General features: G+C 60.5%; 16 protein-coding genes and 1 pseudogene. 7 read left to right on the top strand and 10 right to left on the bottom strand.

Annotated elements, in window-relative coordinates; translation table 11 throughout:
* The first annotated feature begins 41 nt into the window (after positions 1 to 41).
* Genes HMPREF3087_RS04170 through HMPREF3087_RS04180 form a run of 3 tightly spaced genes read left to right on the top strand, consistent with a single transcriptional unit; the run spans position 42 to position 2,589 of the window.
* On the top strand, positions 42 to 785 hold the full coding sequence (locus HMPREF3087_RS04170; RefSeq protein ID WP_070423827.1) for a metal ABC transporter ATP-binding protein: 744 nt from the start codon (positions 42 to 44) through the stop codon (positions 783 to 785).
* Positions 786 to 787: 2 nt separating this feature from the next.
* Positions 788 to 1,630: a metal ABC transporter permease gene (locus HMPREF3087_RS04175; protein WP_061942160.1), complete on the top strand. Its 843-nt coding sequence runs from the start codon at positions 788 to 790 to the stop codon at positions 1,628 to 1,630.
* The gene (locus HMPREF3087_RS04180) at positions 1,627 to 2,589 is read left to right on the top strand and encodes a metal ABC transporter solute-binding protein, Zn/Mn family (protein ID WP_062020602.1); all 963 of its coding nucleotides are present in this window, start codon (positions 1,627 to 1,629) and stop codon (positions 2,587 to 2,589) included. The genes HMPREF3087_RS04175 and HMPREF3087_RS04180 overlap by 4 nt, the downstream gene beginning before the upstream one ends.
* A 24-nt stretch (positions 2,590 to 2,613) precedes the next feature.
* On the opposite strand, the gene HMPREF3087_RS04185 is transcribed toward HMPREF3087_RS04180, so the two are convergent.
* Complete coding sequence (locus HMPREF3087_RS04185) at positions 2,614 to 3,051, bottom strand: hypothetical protein (protein WP_176745003.1); 438 nt, start codon at positions 3,049 to 3,051, stop codon at positions 2,614 to 2,616.
* A 26-nt stretch (positions 3,052 to 3,077) separates the two neighbouring features.
* On the opposite strand from HMPREF3087_RS04185, the gene HMPREF3087_RS04195 reads away from it, so the two are divergent.
* Both HMPREF3087_RS04195 and HMPREF3087_RS04200 read left to right on the top strand, forming a co-directional pair.
* The gene (locus tag HMPREF3087_RS04195) at positions 3,078 to 3,953 is read left to right on the top strand and encodes a metal ABC transporter permease (RefSeq protein WP_019175825.1); all 876 of its coding nucleotides are present in this window, start codon (positions 3,078 to 3,080) and stop codon (positions 3,951 to 3,953) included.
* Positions 3,954 to 3,981: 28 nt separating this feature from the next.
* Positions 3,982 to 4,638 (top strand): metal-dependent transcriptional regulator, encoded by a 657-nt coding sequence (locus HMPREF3087_RS04200; protein ID WP_070423824.1) that lies wholly within the window; start codon positions 3,982 to 3,984, stop codon positions 4,636 to 4,638.
* Between the two features lie 34 nt (positions 4,639 to 4,672).
* On the opposite strand, the gene HMPREF3087_RS04205 is transcribed toward HMPREF3087_RS04200, so the two are convergent.
* The gene (locus HMPREF3087_RS04205; RefSeq protein ID WP_061942168.1) at positions 4,673 to 5,350 is read right to left on the bottom strand and encodes a metal-dependent transcriptional regulator; all 678 of its coding nucleotides are present in this window, start codon (positions 5,348 to 5,350) and stop codon (positions 4,673 to 4,675) included.
* Positions 5,351 to 5,830: 480 nt separating this feature from the next.
* On the opposite strand from HMPREF3087_RS04205, the pseudogene mobF reads away from it, so the two are divergent.
* A pseudogene (gene mobF / locus HMPREF3087_RS04210) lies at positions 5,831 to 9,218 on the top strand (MobF family relaxase).
* Positions 9,219 to 9,334: 116 nt separating this feature from the next.
* Here the strand turns inward: mobF and HMPREF3087_RS04215 are convergent.
* Positions 9,335 to 10,525, bottom strand: a complete 1,191-nt coding sequence (locus HMPREF3087_RS04215) for an integrase catalytic domain-containing protein (RefSeq protein ID WP_062020688.1) — start codon at positions 10,523 to 10,525, stop codon at positions 9,335 to 9,337.
* A gap of 418 nt (positions 10,526 to 10,943) precedes the next feature.
* Here HMPREF3087_RS04215 and HMPREF3087_RS10800 point away from each other — a divergent pair, with 418 nt between their 5' ends.
* Positions 10,944 to 11,180, top strand: a complete 237-nt coding sequence (locus HMPREF3087_RS10800; protein ID WP_370919316.1) for a hypothetical protein — start codon at positions 10,944 to 10,946, stop codon at positions 11,178 to 11,180.
* A gap of 73 nt (positions 11,181 to 11,253) precedes the next feature.
* On the opposite strand, the gene HMPREF3087_RS04225 is transcribed toward HMPREF3087_RS10800, so the two are convergent.
* The 7 genes from HMPREF3087_RS04225 to HMPREF3087_RS04250 form a co-directional block, all read right to left on the bottom strand.
* Positions 11,254 to 12,270, bottom strand: a complete 1,017-nt coding sequence (locus tag HMPREF3087_RS04225) for a DNA-processing protein DprA (protein ID WP_256173031.1) — start codon at positions 12,268 to 12,270, stop codon at positions 11,254 to 11,256.
* A 50-nt stretch (positions 12,271 to 12,320) separates the two neighbouring features.
* Positions 12,321 to 12,845, bottom strand: a complete 525-nt coding sequence (locus HMPREF3087_RS10805) for a helix-turn-helix domain-containing protein (RefSeq protein WP_338076245.1) — start codon at positions 12,843 to 12,845, stop codon at positions 12,321 to 12,323.
* A gap of 129 nt (positions 12,846 to 12,974) precedes the next feature.
* Positions 12,975 to 13,376, bottom strand: a complete 402-nt coding sequence (locus HMPREF3087_RS04230; protein WP_061941689.1) for a DoxX family protein — start codon at positions 13,374 to 13,376, stop codon at positions 12,975 to 12,977.
* A 224-nt stretch (positions 13,377 to 13,600) separates the two neighbouring features.
* Positions 13,601 to 14,104 (bottom strand): hypothetical protein, encoded by a 504-nt coding sequence (locus tag HMPREF3087_RS04235; RefSeq protein WP_070428171.1) that lies wholly within the window; start codon positions 14,102 to 14,104, stop codon positions 13,601 to 13,603.
* A 43-nt stretch (positions 14,105 to 14,147) separates the two neighbouring features.
* Positions 14,148 to 14,507: a hypothetical protein gene (locus tag HMPREF3087_RS04240; protein ID WP_141738863.1), complete on the bottom strand. Its 360-nt coding sequence runs from the start codon at positions 14,505 to 14,507 to the stop codon at positions 14,148 to 14,150.
* Between the two features lie 2 nt (positions 14,508 to 14,509).
* A complete protein-coding gene (locus HMPREF3087_RS04245; protein ID WP_141738864.1) occupies positions 14,510 to 15,115 on the bottom strand; it encodes a hypothetical protein in 606 nt (201 codons plus the stop codon).
* 32 nt (positions 15,116 to 15,147) lie between these two features.
* Positions 15,148 to 16,716, bottom strand: coding sequence for a hypothetical protein (locus tag HMPREF3087_RS04250; RefSeq protein WP_141738865.1), 1,569 nt, complete (start codon positions 16,714 to 16,716; stop codon positions 15,148 to 15,150).
* Positions 16,717 to 16,756: the final 40 nt, after the last annotated feature.

Consider the following 16,756-nt stretch of genomic DNA (forward strand, 5'->3'; position numbering starts at 1 on the left):
AGCATCCAAAAAGTTCGGTGCACTAAACTTAAGGATTCTTCATGGCTAATCTCTCTGTGTCTGACCCGGTGGTCCGGGTTCGCGGGCTCCACGCCGGCTACCGCAATAACCCAGTACTTACTGACGTCTCCTTCGAGGTGCCCCGCGGTGTCGTGCTCGGCATTGTGGGTCCCAATGGTGCCGGGAAATCAACACTCCTCAAAGCCATGCTCGGCCTCCTGCCCGGCACCACCGGCGAGGTGCGGTTTCTCGATCACCCACTGTCACGGGTGCGCGCCCGCGTGGCGTACATGCCACAGTCCCTCACCCTCGACCCGAGCTTTCCGGTCACGGTGCGAGACGTTGTGCTCATGGGCACCTACGCCGGGCTCGGCTGGGTGAAACGCCCCGGCAAAACCGAGCGGGCACGCGCCGCCACCGCTCTCGACACCGTGAAGCTCACCCACCTCGCCGAACGACCCATCGGGGAGCTCTCAGGCGGACAACGCCAACGGGTGCTCCTCGCACGCGCGCTCGCAGGGCAACCCGAGCTCCTCGTCATGGATGAACCCTTTCAGGGGGTTGACGCAACAAGCGAAACCACGATTGTTGAAACGCTACGAGAATTGCGTGCCCAGGGGGTCACCATCCTCATGGTGCACCACGACCTCATGACGGTGCTCGACTACTGCGACTGGGTCGCCCTCGTCAACCACGGGGTGGCACGCATCGGGCCCGCGAAAGAAACCTTCACCGCAAAAAACCTCGAGACCGTGTTCGGCATTCCACACCTAGGGGCGGCATAACCATGCAGTTCTTCACCGACCTTTTCGCCTACGACTTTCTCCAAAAAGCGCTCATCGTCTCCGTGCTCACCGGCATCATCAGCGGGGTCATCGGGAGCCTCGTCATGCTCCGCGGCCTCGCACTCATGGGCGACGCGATCTCACACGCCGTCGTGCCCGGCGTCGCCGTCTCCTACCTGCTCGGCATCAACTTCTTCTGGGGCGCCATCGCGGCAGGCCTCCTCTCGGCGTTTGGCGTGGGGTTCATCCAAAACCGCACCACCGTGAAACAGGATGCGGCGATGGGCATCATCCTCGCAACCATGTTCTCGATCGGGATCGTGCTCATCGCGAAAGCACAAAGCGCGATCGACCTCACCAAAATCCTGTTCGGCAACATCCTCGCGGTAAAAACGGAAGACATGATCCTCTCAATCATCGTCGGCGCCGTCGTCATCGCGGTAGTCGCACTGCTCTACAAAGAGCTTGTCATTTCAAGTTTTGATGAGGCGAGTGCTGAAGTGTACGGCTTCAAAACCCGCAACCTGCAATACCTGGTGCTCGTGCTCCTCACCCTCGTCACGGTCACCTCGATGCAAACCGTCGGAGTGGTGCTCGTCATCGCGCTACTCGTCACCCCTGCGGCGACCGCATTTTTGCTCGTGAAACGCCTCACCCCGATGCTCATCATCGCCGCGGCCTGCGGGGCGGTGAGCTCCTTTGTGGGCATGGTCGTGAGCTTTGCGACGAACCTCCCCTCTGGGCCCGTCATCGCGATCATCGCCGCCGTACTGTTTGTGCTTGCCATGCTGTTTTCACCCCGCCAGGGGCTCCTCATCCCACACAGAAAGGTACAACCTCAATGACCCATCACCCTCGCCGCAGGGCCCGGCTCACCGCGGCTGCAGCCCTCATCACCGTTTCACTGCTCCTGGGTGCCTGCACCCAAGCTGCCGATAACGGTGAGCCACCCGCCTCGGGCGAGGAGCCACTGCGGGTGGTCACCTCGTTCACCATTTTGGAAAACATGGCCGAAGAGATCGGCGGTGACCTCATCGAGGTGCACAACCTCGTACCCACCGGCACCGACCCGCACGAATACGAGCCCCTCCCCGAAGACACAAAAGCGGTAGCAGACGCTGACCTACTCATCATGAACGGGCTGAACCTCGAGGGAGGAGACGCGGGATGGTTTGCGCGGCTCACCGAGTCAGTCGGCACCGACCCAGACACCGTGATCATCGCCTCTCACGAGGTGGAGCCGATGATGATCGGCGAGGGCACCGCCGAGAGTGAGATCAACCCGCACGCCTTCATCGACCCAACGGTCGGCATCATGATGGCGGAGGCGATACGCGACGGACTCATCGCCCACGAACCGGAACACGAGGCGGAATACACGGAGCGGGCGAACGTCTACCTCGATGAACTCGAAAAGATTGAGGCGGAGTACCGGGAAGGGCTGGACGCGATCCCCGAGGATCAGCGTGTGCTCGTGACGAGTGAGCGCGCCTTCCAGTATCTTGCCGACCGCTACGACCTCACCGAATACTATATTTGGGAGATCGACACGGAAGAAAACGGTTCGGCTGAGCAACTCACCCGGCTCATCTCAAAGCTGAAAGAGGTTGAGGTGCCGTACCTCATTGTTGAATCCAACGTTGATACTCGACCGATGGAAAAGATCTCAGAAGAGACGGGGATCCCCATTTTTGAAGACCCCATCTACTCCGATGAGATTGGTGACGCCGAACATCCGGAGGCCAACACCTACGCGAAGTACCTTGAATACAATCTCAGGGTGCTCACCGCCGCGCTCGGGTAACTGCTGGAGTAGCTAACCGAGTAGCTATGCGGCGGCGCTCTCGCGGGCCCGGGTGATCGCGTCAAGCACCCGCACCCGCAGGGCGTTGCCGCGCTCCATGAAGCCGCGCTGCATTGCGGCATACTCGCTTTTACCCTCGGGCGTTTCAATTTTCACGGGCGGGAGACCGTACTCGCTCACGTCGTAGGGCGAGGCCTGCATGTCGACCCGCCCAATATCGAGCGCGAGATCAAAGGTGTCGAGGAGGAGTTCACCGGGCACGAGCGGGCCGAGCTTCATTGTCCACTTGTAAATATCCATTCCGGCGTGCAGGCACCGATCGCATTCGGCAACATACCCACTGGGCCACTGATCGTGCTCACCCTGTTCGCGATCTTCGTAGTTTCTCTGCTGTTTTCCCCGCGCCGCAGCATCATCACCCGTGTCTTCTCGCGCAGACGCGCACGCGCGATGCTGAAGCATGAACTCCTCATGGAAAGGACCGTGCAATGAGTTTCGCCATTGGCACCATGCTGCTCGCCGTCGTCACCGCCGTCGCCTGTGCGCTCCCCGGCACTTTCGTGGTGCTGCGTCGCGGGTCGATGCTCGTCGACGTGATCGCCCACTCGGTACTCCCTGGCATCGTTGTCGGCTACTTCATCACCCGCAACTTCGACTCACCCCTCCTCATCATCGGATCTGCCCTCGCAGGCCTGCTAGTGGTCCTTGGCGCAGAATGGCTCACCCGCACCGGCCTCTTCACCGGAGATGCCCCGCAGGGGCTCATCTTCCCGGCACTGTTCAGCGGCGGGGTGATCTTGGTGAGCATAAACTTCGCGAACATCCACCTCGACACTCACATGGTGCTCGCAGGGGACCTCAACATCGCCGCGTTCCGGCACCTGATCATCGGCGGTGTCTCGCTGGGCCCGTCTTACATGTACGTGATGCTCGCGGTCCTGCTCGTGAACGTCACCTTCCTCACCGTGTTCTACTCGAAACTCAAAGTCATGACGTTCGATCCCGAGTTCGCGGGCAGCCTCGGCATTCGTACCGGGCTCATCAACACCGCGTTCATGTTCCTCGTCTCGGTGACGTTCAACGCATCGGGCGCGATCCTCGTGATCGCACTCGTTGTCGTGCCGCCCGTGACTGCCTACCTGCTCAGCACGCGCCTTCCCGTGATGATGACGCTCACCGTGATCATCGCCATTGTTGGTGCGGTGGCAGGTTTTTGGGTCGCGTACGTTCTCGACGCCGCCACGAGTGCCGGGATGGCCGTGTTCTACGGGCTCATGTTCGCTGCCGTGCTGGCAGGCACACGGCTTGCACAACGCCGAAGAAAACTCGCACACCACGAGATTTCAGCACTAGCCTCCGCGTAAACCGGGCCTCCCGACGTGACATCAGACCATGCAGGAGAGCACCGCGATTCAATACTTGAAAGCAATTTGGCATCTGCAGGAGCACCACCATGCCTCCGTCAGCGTCACCGCCCTCACCCACCGTCTCGCCAGAGCCCCGGCCACGGTCTCGCAGGCCATCAAGCGACTGGGCGAGGCGAGCCTCGTTTACCACGAACGATACGGCCCCATCGATCTGACCGACAAGGGACGCAGTACCGCGCTCCTCGCAATCCGACACGAACGGATAGCGCGCGCATTTCTCTGCAACGTGCTCGGCATACCCTGGCCAAATATTGCAGAGGAGGCCTCAGGAATCAGTCTTGCCCTCACTAACACCCTCGCAGAGCGTATGTTCCAGAAGGCCGGATCACCGACTGTCGACCCGTACGGGCACCCCATCCCAGATATCACCGGCCACCTCAGTAAGGTTTCCGATGCCGCACTGAGAAGCCACCCCGTAGCAGTAGATCTGCGTATCACACGGGTGGTGGAAGGTGATCGCGAACTCCTCGAACGTTTCCAGATGCTGGGACTCACCCCCAACTCGCCAGCGCAAATCACACATATCGATCACGCAATCGGTGTCATTGAGCTGGACACCTCGACCGGGAAAGCAAGCCTGGGACTTACCGTCGCTGGTCAGATACATGCCGTCACAGCCTAAGCGGCAACAGATCGGCTCACCCCGACGCACACCACTATTCGAGCATTGCCACCCAGACCGCATCCGTCGCAGAACGTCCAAGCGGCAGCACTGCCTCGTGTTCCACGACAGCCACCTCGAGCGTGTCCGTATAGGGAGCCGCGGCTCTCGTCTCCAGAACGGTCCCGTATACGATGCCATGATCCGCGAAAAACTGCAGCAGCTCCGAGTCATCGTCAGAGATCCGCTCTACCCGAACCCGTGCCCCCGCGCCGACGCTCGTGAGCAGCACCGCATCGGGCCTCGTCACCGTCCCGTCCGCCGCAGGAATCGGGTCACCGTGTGGGTCGCGCTCTGGATGTCCGAGAAGCTCATCGATGCGGTCGATCATGAAATCCGACACGGCATGCTCAAGCATGTCCGCCTCTTCATGCACCTGATCCCACCGATACCGCAACACCTCGACCAGAAACGACTCGATCAGTCGATGCCGACGCACCATCGTTACCGCATGCGAGCGGCCCTCCGGCGTCAAGCTCACCGCACTGTAGCGGGCATGCTCCAGCAGGCCCTGTGTACTGAGCTTCCGGATCGCATCCGATGCCGTCGACAACGCTACCCCCGTGCGTGCCGCGACCATCGACGCGGTCACCGGAACATCGGACCACTCCCCAAGGCTCCACACCGCCTTGAGATAGTTCTGAGTACTCTCCGACAACGTAGACACCGACATAACCGCAGTTTATCAAACATCAAACTACGGCACGACGAAACTTTTCTGACCGATCCAGCGGCGTTGATGCCACTGTCGATCTCATCGGTGAAAATGCCGGTGGCACATAGGGGAGGTTTTTCTCGGAATCAGGTACCGAGCATCCGAGCCTCGCTACAGCCTCGATCATCATTCCCAAATCGGTGAACGCTCATTGTGCGGCGGTATTTAACTTTCTAAAGAACGTTGATAGTCGCCATGAGGCCACATCTTCGGGCCACCAGGAAGGTACGGTGAACATCTCCGGTTGCTCCTTACCTCTGTGGGCATATTTCGTGGTCGAGAGCGGGCCGAGCACGTTCTCGACGATCACCTGTCTGGGTCCCAACACGAGCCGCCACGCGTCTTGCAGAAGAGGCGCGAGCCCGCGAATCAACCCTGAGCTGACGCGGCAGTCGGAGCGGTCTCTGAGGCTTACCTGTCGTTCAGGAGGTAGGAGCGATGACGGTTTCGGTGCGGGTGATGTCCGCCGGGGACGGCTACAAATATCTGCTGCGCCCCGTGGCCGCCGGTGATGGAGATTGGTCGCTCTCGACTCCCTTGACCCGCTACTACGCCGAGCAGGGATCACCACCCGGGCGCTGGATCGGGCAAGGCCTCGCCGGGATCGGAGCAGGACAACTCAGCACCGGTGACCAGGTATCCGAAGCGCAACTCCAGCTGCTTGTTGGGATGGGCCGTGACCCGATCACCGGTGACCCCCTCGGCCGTGCATATCAGTCCTTTACGCCCGTTTCGGAGCGCATCGAGCACCGAGTATCAGAGCTGGATGCGTCATTGTCGCCCGCCGCCCGTGCGAAACAATTCGCACAGATCGAAGCCGAGGAAATCGAGCGGGGTACCCGTCGTGCCGTAGCTGGATTTGATTACACGTTCTCGATACCGAAGTCCGCGTCGGTGTTGTGGGCAGTTGCCGATGCAGGGACGCAAGCGCTGATCGCGCAAGCGCACCATGCGGCGATTGCGGAGGTGGTTGCATTCATCGAGCGTGAGGTTGCAGCCACGCGAGTCGGTGCAACCGGGCCGGATGGTGCCGCAGCTCAAGTCGATGTCACTGGGGTGATCGCCACCGCATTCGATCACTACGACTCCCGTGCCGGTGACCCGCACTTGCACACGCACGTCGTGATCTCCAACAAGGTCCAGACCGCGCAAGACGGCAAGTGGCGCTCCCTTGACGGCAGGCCGATGCACGCCGCCGTCGTCGCACTTTCAGAACTCCACGAGGCGGTGTTTGCCGATCACATGACCCGCACGTTCGGTATCGAATGGGAAGCCCGGGATATGGGTCGTGATCGTAACCCGGCATGGGCAATCACCGCTGTGCCTGAGGAATTGGTGTCGGAGTTCTCGACTCGTTCCCACCATATTGAGGTCGAGAAGAACCGCCTCATCGACGCCTATATCGACAAGCACGGCAAGCAGCCGTCCACGGCGACGATTCTCAAGCTCCGAGCCCAGGCAACCCTCGCAACCCGACCCGAAAAACAGGTGCGATCCCTGGCAGAACTCACCTCAGATTGGCGCACCCGCGCAACTCGCCTGCTCGGTGAAGATGCAACCCGGTGGGCGCAAGACGTTGCAGTGAACGCGTCCGCGATGCTGTTGCGTGCTGACGATGTACCCCTCGATGTGACTGCTGAGATCGGGCAGAACATCGTGGATGTAGTGGGTGAGAAACGGTCGACGTGGCGGCGCTGGAACCTGCACGCCGAAGCATCCCGTCAACTCATGGGATGGCGCTTCGCCTCCATGTTGGATCGTGAAGCCATCACCGGGCTTGTGGTTGATGCAGCTGAGAACGCGTCCCTCAGGTTGACGCCACCCGAATTGGCATCAAGCCCGGTCGTATTCCAACGAGATGATGGCACGAGCAGATTCCGACCGAAGCACTCCACCGTGTATTCCTCCGAAACCCTGCTGGAAGCAGAAGACCGCCTCCTGCAACGTTCCCGTTCAACGGCGTCACCTACTGTGGAGCTTACGACGGTCGAGCAGATCACCCGTCGTCCCGATGCTGATGGGCGGATGCTGAGCGATGATCAAGCGACCGCACTCGCGTCGATCGCTGTGTCGGGCAGGACTATCGACGTGCTTGTGGGGGCAGCCGGTGCTGGCAAGACCACCGCGATGAACGCGCTCCGCTCAATTGGTGATCATTGACGAAGCGAGCCTTGCCGGTACTCATTCACTCGATCGCATCACAGGACTTGCCGAAATGGCAGGCGCGAAGGTACTGCTCGTGGGCGACTATGCGCAACTGCAATCCGTAGACGCAGGCGGCGCGTTCGCACTGCTGGCCGGTGACCGGGACGACGCACCCGAACTGATCGATATTCACCGGTTCAGCAATGAGTGGGAAAAGACCGCATCCCTTGAACTTCGGCACGGCCGCACCGACATCATCGACACCTACCTCGATCATGGCCGCATCCATGACGGTGGCGAAGACACGATGACAGACGCCGCATATGCTGCCTGGCGTGAAGACACCGCGGCGGGCACTTCATCGGTGTTGATCGCGGAGACCAATGAGACCGTCACCGCACTCAACAACCGTGCCCGTACCGATCTGATTCTTGACGGTGCTCTACACCCGAGTCGTGAGGTGGAACTCAATGACGGGTCGTTGGCGGGTGTCGGGGACACGATTATTACTCGACGCAACGACCGGCGACTGCGCACGAAAGACACATGGGTGCGCAACGGTGCACGTTGGCACATCACCCAGGTCCGTGACGACGGCTCACTCACCGTACGAGCCATCGGGCGTCGTTTCGGAGGCGCGATCGTGCTGCCTGCCGCGTACGTGTCCGAGCATGTTGATCTCGGCTACGCCGTCACCGCCCACAGAGCACAAGGCATCACCACCGACACCGCACATACAGTTGTGACTACGACAACGACACGGGAGAACTTCTACGTCGCGATGACCCGCGGCCGCAACGCCAACCACGCTTATGTCGCCGTAGACAAACCCGATGATGCGCACAGCCAGCCCCACCCCGGTGATAACAGTGATGCCACTGCCAGATCCGTGCTCTACGGAGTCATGCAACACGTCGGCGCTGAACTCTCCGCCCACGAAACCATCACGGCGGAGCAGGAACTGTGGGGCTCGATCGCGCAGCTCGCGGCCGAGTACGAGACGATCGCGCAAGCAGCACAATACGACCGCTGGGCGACCTTGCTACATGCGAGTGGCCTCACACCTGAACAGGCTGAAGACGCGCTTACCTCCGATGCGTATGGTGCACTATCGGCGGAGTTGCGACGAGCGGAAGCGAATCACCACGATGTGGATCGGCTCCTGCCACGCCTCGTACAGGCACGCAGCGTCGAGGATGCCGATGACATCGCATCGGTACTGCACGCGCGACTCGTCAAAGCCACTGCTCGTCCAGCCGGGTCAGGACGGACGCGAAAACAGCCACGCCTGATCGCAGGACTTATCCCACACGCCGAAGGAACCATGAGTCCAGAAATGCGGCAGGCACTCAATGAGCGACGCGAGCTGATCGAGCAACGCGCCGATGCACTCGTTGACCACGCTGTCGATGAAGCAGCCGATTGGGTGCAGCCGCTCTTCCCACAACGTCAGAACGAGCACATGATGACTGGTTGGCGGCGGCGTGCACGCGTCATCGCTGCCTACCGCGACCGGTACCAGGTCAGCAGCAGTGATCCACTTGGCCCAGTGCCGGAGCGTACTGCGCAGAAGATTGACTATGCACGAGCCCAAGCAGCGGTCATACAATTTCGTCCATCGACTCAACCACCTTCACACCGTGAACAGCAGCGACAGGTCATTCACGCCCTCGGACTCTGAGGCCAAGAAGGTCTCGGGCCGTGATGCCTCATGTCAAGACCTCCGGATGAGTTGATCGTTGCCTCAGGTGCCGATCTCCGGGGGTGGTGGGTCGTTGACTCAGCTATTTCCTCCGGTTACCCCGTGAGCTGACCGGCTCGGGCTTGTTGGTTGTGGCGGGTGCGGCCCTTGGCTTGGGCGAGGGTCTCGAGGCGCCTGGTGAGGTCGAGGATCTGGCGTTGTAGTGCGCCGAGGCGTAGTCGCTTGAAGCGGGCGTTCATGGTGATTACGGGCCGTTTGCGGATCGCGGGGTGGGCGCGGGCGCGCTGGTGTGGGGTGGCGGCCTGGTGGTACTTCTTGACGACTTTGGCCCCGTCGCGGTGCTTGGAGGCGAGCTTGAGGCTGGGCAGAAAGTAGTTCGCGAAGGCGTCATCGGCCTCCCAGATCTGGTTGAGCACATCCAGCTCGTCGCCGGTGTCGTAGCGGTAGTGGCCGACCAGCTCGCGCACCCGGGCCCAGTTCTTCTGTTCCACGTAGCAGCCGTCGTTCTTCTTGCCCGCCCGCCCGCGGGTGAAGGTGATCTCGCGCTGCTCGCAGTAGGCCAGCAGGTGGTGGTTGATGAACTCCGATCCGTTGTCGGAGTCGATCCCGCGGATCGGAAACGGGAACATCGCCGCAGCGTGGTCGATCGCCTCGATCACCCACACCCGTGCCCGGTTGGGCACTGAGCGGTTGAGGGTCCAGCCGGTGGCGATGTCGGTCATGGTCAGGGTGTAGCAGTACTCCCCGGCCGCCACACCGCCGTCATGGGCGACCAGGTCGATCTCCACAAACCCGGGCTCGGCGTCGTTCCAGTCAGCGAAGGTGCGGATCGGGATCTGGTGCTTGAGCAGCGAACCGGGCTTGGTGCGCGAACGTCCCCGCAGAGTCATCCGTTGCCGTTCGGTCTTGAGCATTCGGTCGATCGTGGCCGCCGAGACCCCGCTGAGCAGCTCGGCCTGGGCATCGGTGACCTTGATCTCGCCCTCGGCGCGCAGCAGCGGCACCAGTACCGGCATGAATGGGGCCATGATCTTGCCGGCAGGGGCCCGCAGCAGCACCCAACAGCGGATCAGCGCCGGCAACAGATCATCGCCATAGATCCGTGGGCGCGCCTTGCGTGGCTTCACCTCCCGGATCACCAGCGCCTGGCGCAGCGCTGCCCGCGCATAGTCCCGGTGCCAGCCAGTCAGTTCGACCAGCTCATCCAAGATCCGAGACTTATCCGCCCGGTCCGCGCTGCGGTAGGCCAGCGCCTTCTTCTTCGTCACGGCCTTGCGTTGACTCATCGTCAGCTCCATCCACGATGGTGCTCACGCGAAGTTCCTTACCTGAGGCAACGACACTCACAACCGGAGGTTTCTACCTGAGGCAACGACCCCGCACAAGCGGAGGTTTCCGATGAGTCAACTCGCGGGCTTCCCTCCTGTCAGTGCTTCGTCGTATCCTGGTGACAGAGGCGGATACTCCTTCCAACGCGCCACTTGTGGCAGACGTTCCAGGTCACTCTTCAACGCATCGCCTCGTCGGAGTTGTTTGTGCGATGGAGAGGAACGAGATCGTGATCCGCTTGCTCTGGACTGGAAGCGTCCTTACCCGGAATTTTCTGCGTCGGTACATGCCGACCAATATCCTGCTTGATTCGATCCGCACCCCACGCGGTCTCAAATGGGGTGTGCCAGTGATGCTGTTGGCGACCCATATTTCTTGATCGCGGCAGTCCTGGTGCAGGTCATCAATGATGGTGGCCCGGCTTGGCTCAATGTGCTTGTCCTGTTGAGCATTTGGAACGGGCTCAAGATGTTGTGGATCGGTCCGTTGAGTCTGGTGTTGCTTGCGCGTCTCCATGTCAACCGGCTCAAGGCCCGACCCAGAATTCAGCAGAGAACCCAGCATACGTTTGGTGAAGCTGCTGAATATCGTAATTTAGAAACGGCGCGCTGATCCGCGTCCTTATCTACACATGCATCTCAAGGCCAAACGATCCGTACTGCGATCGTTGATCTCGTGGGTTCCGTCAGAGATCACGGTGAGCTGAATGAGCGGCACGAGCACGTGCCGAGTATCTTTCCATACGGAACGCTTCGGCGCTGAGTTGCGGCATCGAGCCGGAAGACGGCTGTTTCTCGGAAAACGCCCGTACGTCGTTGGCATTGGTCACGACACTGGCGATGCCCTGGGCAATGAGTCGATGCGGGCCATAACTCGTGGCACTTGTCACCGGCCCCGGAACCGCACCGACGCTGCGTCCCAGCGAGTGTGCCTGTTGAGCCACCAGCAGCGAGCCCGACCGTGAACCTGCTTCAACGATCGTCGTTGAACCAGAAAGTGCAGCTTCGATGCGGGCACGGGCCATGAACCGTGCTCGTGTCGGCGGGGCTCCCGGCGGCTGCTCGCTCACCAACAGTCCGACATCGCTCACACGTCCAAGCAAATCTCGATGACCCGCTGGGTATGGACGGTCAATTCCACCGGCCATCACTGCAATCGTATGACCCGCAACAGCCAACGCAGACCGGTGTACTTCACCATCTATGCCGTATGCGCCACCAGCAACAATGACTTTCCCGTCACTGGCAAGGTCAGCAGAGATCTCGTTCGCGACCTGGACGCCGTAGCTGGTTGCCGCACGTGCACCCGTGATCGTAAAGCGATCACTCTCTGGCATTGCGAGTAGCGACTCCTCTCCTTTGACCCAGAGGACATAGGGAGCACCATCGCCTAGATCGTGGAGCGACCCCGGATAGTTGCCATCGCCGGGAATAAGCGTCTTGAAGCCACCGTGTTCTGTGAAGTCGAGTGCTTCTTGGATCAGTCGTGGTTCCACTCGGGGCGTCAAGCGTTTACGCCACAGCTGAGATTCCACGTTATCCAGACCGGGTACCAGTGCGTCGTCGGTAAGCATCGTGACAGTGCTGACTGCGCCGTGAACCGCAAGGAGATGCCCCGTTGTCGCATCAGTGGGGTCAGTGATCACGGCCAGGGCGATCCGTGCCGCACGTTCGTCCGTCGCGAGTGTCAAGAGCGTGTCCATGTTCCCGGTCCCTTCGTCGTTGAAGGGAAGGTGAGCATTCGACGCCCGAGTCAAGCATTCATTCGACGGCGGCCTTTGGGTCGAATCGTGCCCCCATTCGCTACCACGGCCGAGCGAACGGCTTCGTCGCCGATGCCCAACTGCACTGCTACTTGACTGAGCGTGAAACCCTCAGCGTAGAGGCGTGCCGCCTCACTTCGTAGCTGTTGTGAATGTTCTGGGGCTCTGCTCGGATGACCCGCTCGCCGAGCAATCTCTCGCACCGTCGCGCGATGGATATTGAACCTTGCTGCCAGTTCCTGAACCGGCACCCCCTCGGCGTACCCAACGAGGAGTTCTTCACGATTCGAGGCACTCAAACGGGTTTGAGACTGACTCGAATTTTCACGTAGCGGCCCCCTAGAATCTGTCGTGTGAGGGGTGCCAGTGCGCTGTCGCTGTGTCTTCGATCCCTTGAGAACACGCGAAATCAACGTTCTTCGCGGCTTACTGGGGTTTGAGAAGTACCTACGAAGGCCCACTTTTTTATGCCCTTTACGCCCTGCACGAATAGTCGTGCAAGCCGTTTCGCACACCCCTTAGCCGGAATACACCCGTTAGCAGTGCCCACACTCCCTGTAGCCGGATTCTGCGCCTTAGCAACAGCTTCTAAGGCGCAGAATCCGGCTACAGGGCGGGCAGGCGTGTGGATGGGGCGCGACGTCTTATTTCTTTGCGCCGACGACGGCGAGCAGGCCGCCGACGATGGCCGCGTTCTTGTAGAACTGTGTCTTGTGCGCCGCTTTCTGACCTTCGTCTTCTTCCTTCCAGAAGGCGTGGCCTGCAAGCGTGGTGGGAATGAGCGAACCGGCGAGCACGGCGGCCGAAGCCTTCGGGAACAAGCCCAGGCCCAGGGTTAGGCCCGCCGCAGCCTGGATGCCGCCGTTGATGCGCACGACGAGCTCATCGTCCTTCGGGATTGCCGGAACGTACTCGCGCATAGCGTCGAGCGTCGAGGCAGCCATCTGGGGTCGAGGACCCGGCTCCTTGGCGGCTGCGAGTCCGTTGACAACGAACAGTGGGGCAATGGCCAGACGACCGGCGGTGCGGGCAAGGGCGTTGAACATGCATCTTCTTTCAGTCGAGAAAATCTGCTTGCACTTTCAACCCTACGCCTCGGTAAGCCGCATTCGTCACGGCCACACCCCTTAGCCGGAATACACCCGTTAGCAGTGCGCACACTCCCTGTAGCCGGTTTCTGCGGCTTAGAAGCAGCTGCTAAGGCGCAGATTCCGGCTGAAGCGCGGCAGGTTGTGCGCAAAGTGTGGGCAGAATGTGGGCATAGAAGCCCTCACACAAGCTTCCATTTGATGCGGACGTCTGGCTTGCGCGGCGGCACGACCTTCACCGGCAACGGCTTTGCAAGCTCGAACTCATAGCCTCCATTGTCGATGGCCAGCCCTGCCTGCATGCGAGCCTCATCATCCTCAATGTTGAAATCATTGTCGTCCAGCCATCTTCTCCAGTCGTACATCTGCCTGCGGATGGGACGCGGCAGATTCAGAGGTCGCACCGGGCGGTCCTCGTACCTGCGCATACCGTGCGGAGTCTCGACGTCAATGCACACTGAATTCAAACGCGGGTCAGATCGGTCGCCCACCGGTTCAATTCTGGACGTGCTCCGTCGCACACGAACCACACGAACGACTCCGTCCACCGCATCTGAGCGCAAACCGATCAGGGCCCTACCGGGCGACATGCGATAGACAACAACCACGCCCAGCAGGATCACCGCCGCGACGCTGAGAAACATTCCACCGGCGGCGAGCAGAACCTGCATGAGGTCACTGCTCATAACACACCCCCTGCCGCCGAGAAATCACATAATCCAGCTCCTGTCACTCCGGGCGAAGGACGAAGCGCTCCACCACGTGCACAATCACTGCGCCAATTGTCGCAGCCAGTGCGAACAGCGCGCCCGTGGTGATGTCCATGAGGATACCCGTCGACAGGTTCCACGGGGTAAACAGCGCGTAGTAGATCGACAGCAAGATCGGTGCGCCGAGCACTGCGATCGCGTGGCGAATCCAGCCTCCCTCACCCGACCACAGGTGCACGGCTGCCGCTGCGACACCCGCCAGGAGGGGGCACAGGAAGTTGAGGAACATCAGCGACCCAAACGGCAGGACCAGTCCCAGGATGAAGTCAACGACGACGAAAACGACTGCGCCGACAACCCATGCGCGGATGATGTCCATGATCACTTCCCCGGCTTGAGCTCAATCGAGTCCGCAATCTTCTCCATGAGATCCTCGCTGAGGGTGTCCTGTTCGCCGGCGATCTCGATTGTCACGACCTTGTTGGTCTCCGGGTCCGTCATAAGGACCCACCGGCCGCGCATCTGCGAATCATCATCGGCAACATAGGTGAAGTCGGCAGTGAAGCCGCGTGACGCTCCGTCGATGTCTGCTTTCTCGCGCTTACCGCCCTTCCAGTCGGGACCGTAGAATCCGCCGACCTGCGCACGAGCCGCCAGCTCGGCCTCTACAACATCCGGGTGAGGCGAGTCGTTGATCTCCGGTGCTACGCGAACGCGGATCGTGGGGCTGTCAGCAGAATCGTCGTAGCCTTCAGTCCAGTCGCCGTCGAAGTCCTCTTCGGGGCTCTTCACCCAGCCTTCGGGAACTTCGAGGCTGACCTGGTCAAGCATTACGTCCTGCATACTGCCTTTCTTCGTCTGCTGCGCTTCCTGAGCCTGGGGAGCGTCACCGGCGCTCTGCGACTCCGAGGAGTCACCCGAACCACCGCACGCGGTCAGCGAGAGCGCAAGCACCAGACCTGCACATCCCAGCGTCGTCTTCCGCATATTCAGCTTCACAGTGTTGTCCTCTCCCTTGCTCACTTGAGGCAATCGGCGTTGGTTTCGACCTTTCGGAGACCGTCCTCGCCTATATCTTCAGCGTACTTCGAATCGACAAGCTCGTAATTGGAGTTCTCCTTTTCACGTTCAGCGCCGAAACCGAGGATCTTGGCCCCATCCGATGATTCGCTCTTATCGAGTTCGTACGTGTCCTGCGCCAAATCGCTGGCCTCGGTATTGTTGTAGATGATCTCCTCGAGCTCATTGCTCGGGCCTTTGTTCATGAGCTGATTGAGATTCACATTGTCAAGACGGCCGGTAAAGGCTGCCATTTCGACCTTCTCGCGGTCTTCCTTCGAAAGCTTCGTGAGATCGACATCGAGGGATGTCCACCTCTCCTTGATCTTTCCGCCCTTCAAACTGCGATCACGATTACCGTAGTCCGGAAGATCTTCGTTATTCGCGTCTTTGCCGTTTCCGTTTGGACCAGCTTGCGGAAGTTTGGCCTCACCGGAGACCTTGCCCTGTGCGCCGTAGGTGAACTTCTGGCGGACGCGGACGTTATTCAGTTCGTGGTTGTCGTTGAATCCCAGCACCGTTCTTTCTCCGCCGCCCAGCTGGCCGCCGAGGTTGGCGTTGCCTTCGATCTGTGGTGCTGACTTGCTTTCAGCCTTTGACTCGGCCTTGAACTGGCCGTTGAGTTCGCCCTTGGCATTGGAATCGACGATGATGTTGTAGTCGCCGCTGTCGGTGAAAGTCTCGATCCCGTACATTTTGTTGCCATCGAGACTGAGTTTTGCTCCGAGCTTGGTGTCGAACACTTTGCCGGATTTGAAACCGGCATTGCCCTGCACTTCGCCCTTGCCGCTGATGTCAAGCGCTTTGCGCTTTGAGTCGGGTTCCGGTGGCGGTTTCGGCCCACCGGTCAGTCCCGAGAAGAATTGGCCCACAGTGTTGCCGCTGACGTTGTCGAGCATCTTGTAGTGCGCGTAGTCCTTGAGGTTTTCAGTAAATTCCTGCGCCTCTTCTGCACTGTCGACCTCCCACGTGTCACCCATCTCGAGGCCAAGGCGTGCGCGAATTTCAGCTTTCAGCTTTGCTTTGCCGACGTCTCCGCCTTCTTCCGCACCTATACCGCCTCCGTAATCTGTCGACAGTCGCAGCTTGTGTTTGCCGTCGCTGGTGACATCGTGTTGCAGCCCCCAGCCGCTGTCGATTTCGAAGAACTTGCCCGAACCGGAGTACGAAGTCTTTTCCTTAGAGCGGCTCACGGTGCACGTCGGAGGTTCGACCTTGTGCTGTTCACCGTCACTTTCAGCAATGGGGCCTTGCCCTTGGGGGCCACCTTCACACCCCATGCCGAAGATCTTGCACACTGCGTCGCGGAAGCCATTCGTCACCGTCGGCTGCGTCGAGACCGGAACGGCGACGAGCACACCGATGAGTGCCGCGGCGATGAACGCTGTTGCCAGGTACTCCACGGATACGAGGCCGCGCTCGCCATTCCGTCGACGAGCGGCGCCCGAGGTGCCTTCCGGGGACTGCCGGTGTTCGCTGTGCTGTCGCTGTTCTTCACGACGATGCCGAGGTGGCGCAAAGACTGTCATGCTCGTCACCGTATGGCCTGGGCCGCCTGGGCAGAACAGC

Source organism: Brevibacterium sp. HMSC22B09, assembly GCF_001806795.1.
Classification (GTDB): Bacteria; Actinomycetota; Actinomycetes; order Actinomycetales; family Brevibacteriaceae; genus Brevibacterium; species Brevibacterium ravenspurgense.

Excerpts from the sequence above, each read along its gene's own strand:
- HMPREF3087_RS04170 (WP_070423827.1), top strand. The coding sequence starts at position 42 with ATGGCTAATCTCTCTGTGTCTGACCCGGTGGTCCGGGTTCGCGGGCTC.
- HMPREF3087_RS04175 (WP_061942160.1), top strand. The coding sequence starts at position 788 with ATGCAGTTCTTCACCGACCTTTTCGCCTACGACTTTCTCCAAAAAGCG.
- HMPREF3087_RS04180 (WP_062020602.1), top strand. The coding sequence starts at position 1,627 with ATGACCCATCACCCTCGCCGCAGGGCCCGGCTCACCGCGGCTGCAGCC.
- HMPREF3087_RS04185 (WP_176745003.1), bottom strand. The coding sequence starts at position 3,051 with ATGCTTCAGCATCGCGCGTGCGCGTCTGCGCGAGAAGACACGGGTGAT.
- HMPREF3087_RS04195 (WP_019175825.1), top strand. The coding sequence starts at position 3,078 with ATGAGTTTCGCCATTGGCACCATGCTGCTCGCCGTCGTCACCGCCGTC.
- HMPREF3087_RS04200 (WP_070423824.1), top strand. The coding sequence starts at position 3,982 with ATGCAGGAGAGCACCGCGATTCAATACTTGAAAGCAATTTGGCATCTG.
- HMPREF3087_RS04205 (WP_061942168.1), bottom strand. The coding sequence starts at position 5,350 with ATGTCGGTGTCTACGTTGTCGGAGAGTACTCAGAACTATCTCAAGGCG.
- HMPREF3087_RS04215 (WP_062020688.1), bottom strand. The coding sequence starts at position 10,525 with ATGAGTCAACGCAAGGCCGTGACGAAGAAGAAGGCGCTGGCCTACCGC.
- HMPREF3087_RS04225 (WP_256173031.1), bottom strand. The coding sequence starts at position 12,270 with ATGGACACGCTCTTGACACTCGCGACGGACGAACGTGCGGCACGGATC.
- HMPREF3087_RS04230 (WP_061941689.1), bottom strand. The coding sequence starts at position 13,376 with ATGTTCAACGCCCTTGCCCGCACCGCCGGTCGTCTGGCCATTGCCCCA.
- HMPREF3087_RS04235 (WP_070428171.1), bottom strand. The coding sequence starts at position 14,104 with ATGAGCAGTGACCTCATGCAGGTTCTGCTCGCCGCCGGTGGAATGTTT.
- HMPREF3087_RS04240 (WP_141738863.1), bottom strand. The coding sequence starts at position 14,507 with ATGGACATCATCCGCGCATGGGTTGTCGGCGCAGTCGTTTTCGTCGTC.
- HMPREF3087_RS04245 (WP_141738864.1), bottom strand. The coding sequence starts at position 15,115 with ATGCGGAAGACGACGCTGGGATGTGCAGGTCTGGTGCTTGCGCTCTCG.
- HMPREF3087_RS04250 (WP_141738865.1), bottom strand. The coding sequence starts at position 16,716 with ATGACAGTCTTTGCGCCACCTCGGCATCGTCGTGAAGAACAGCGACAG.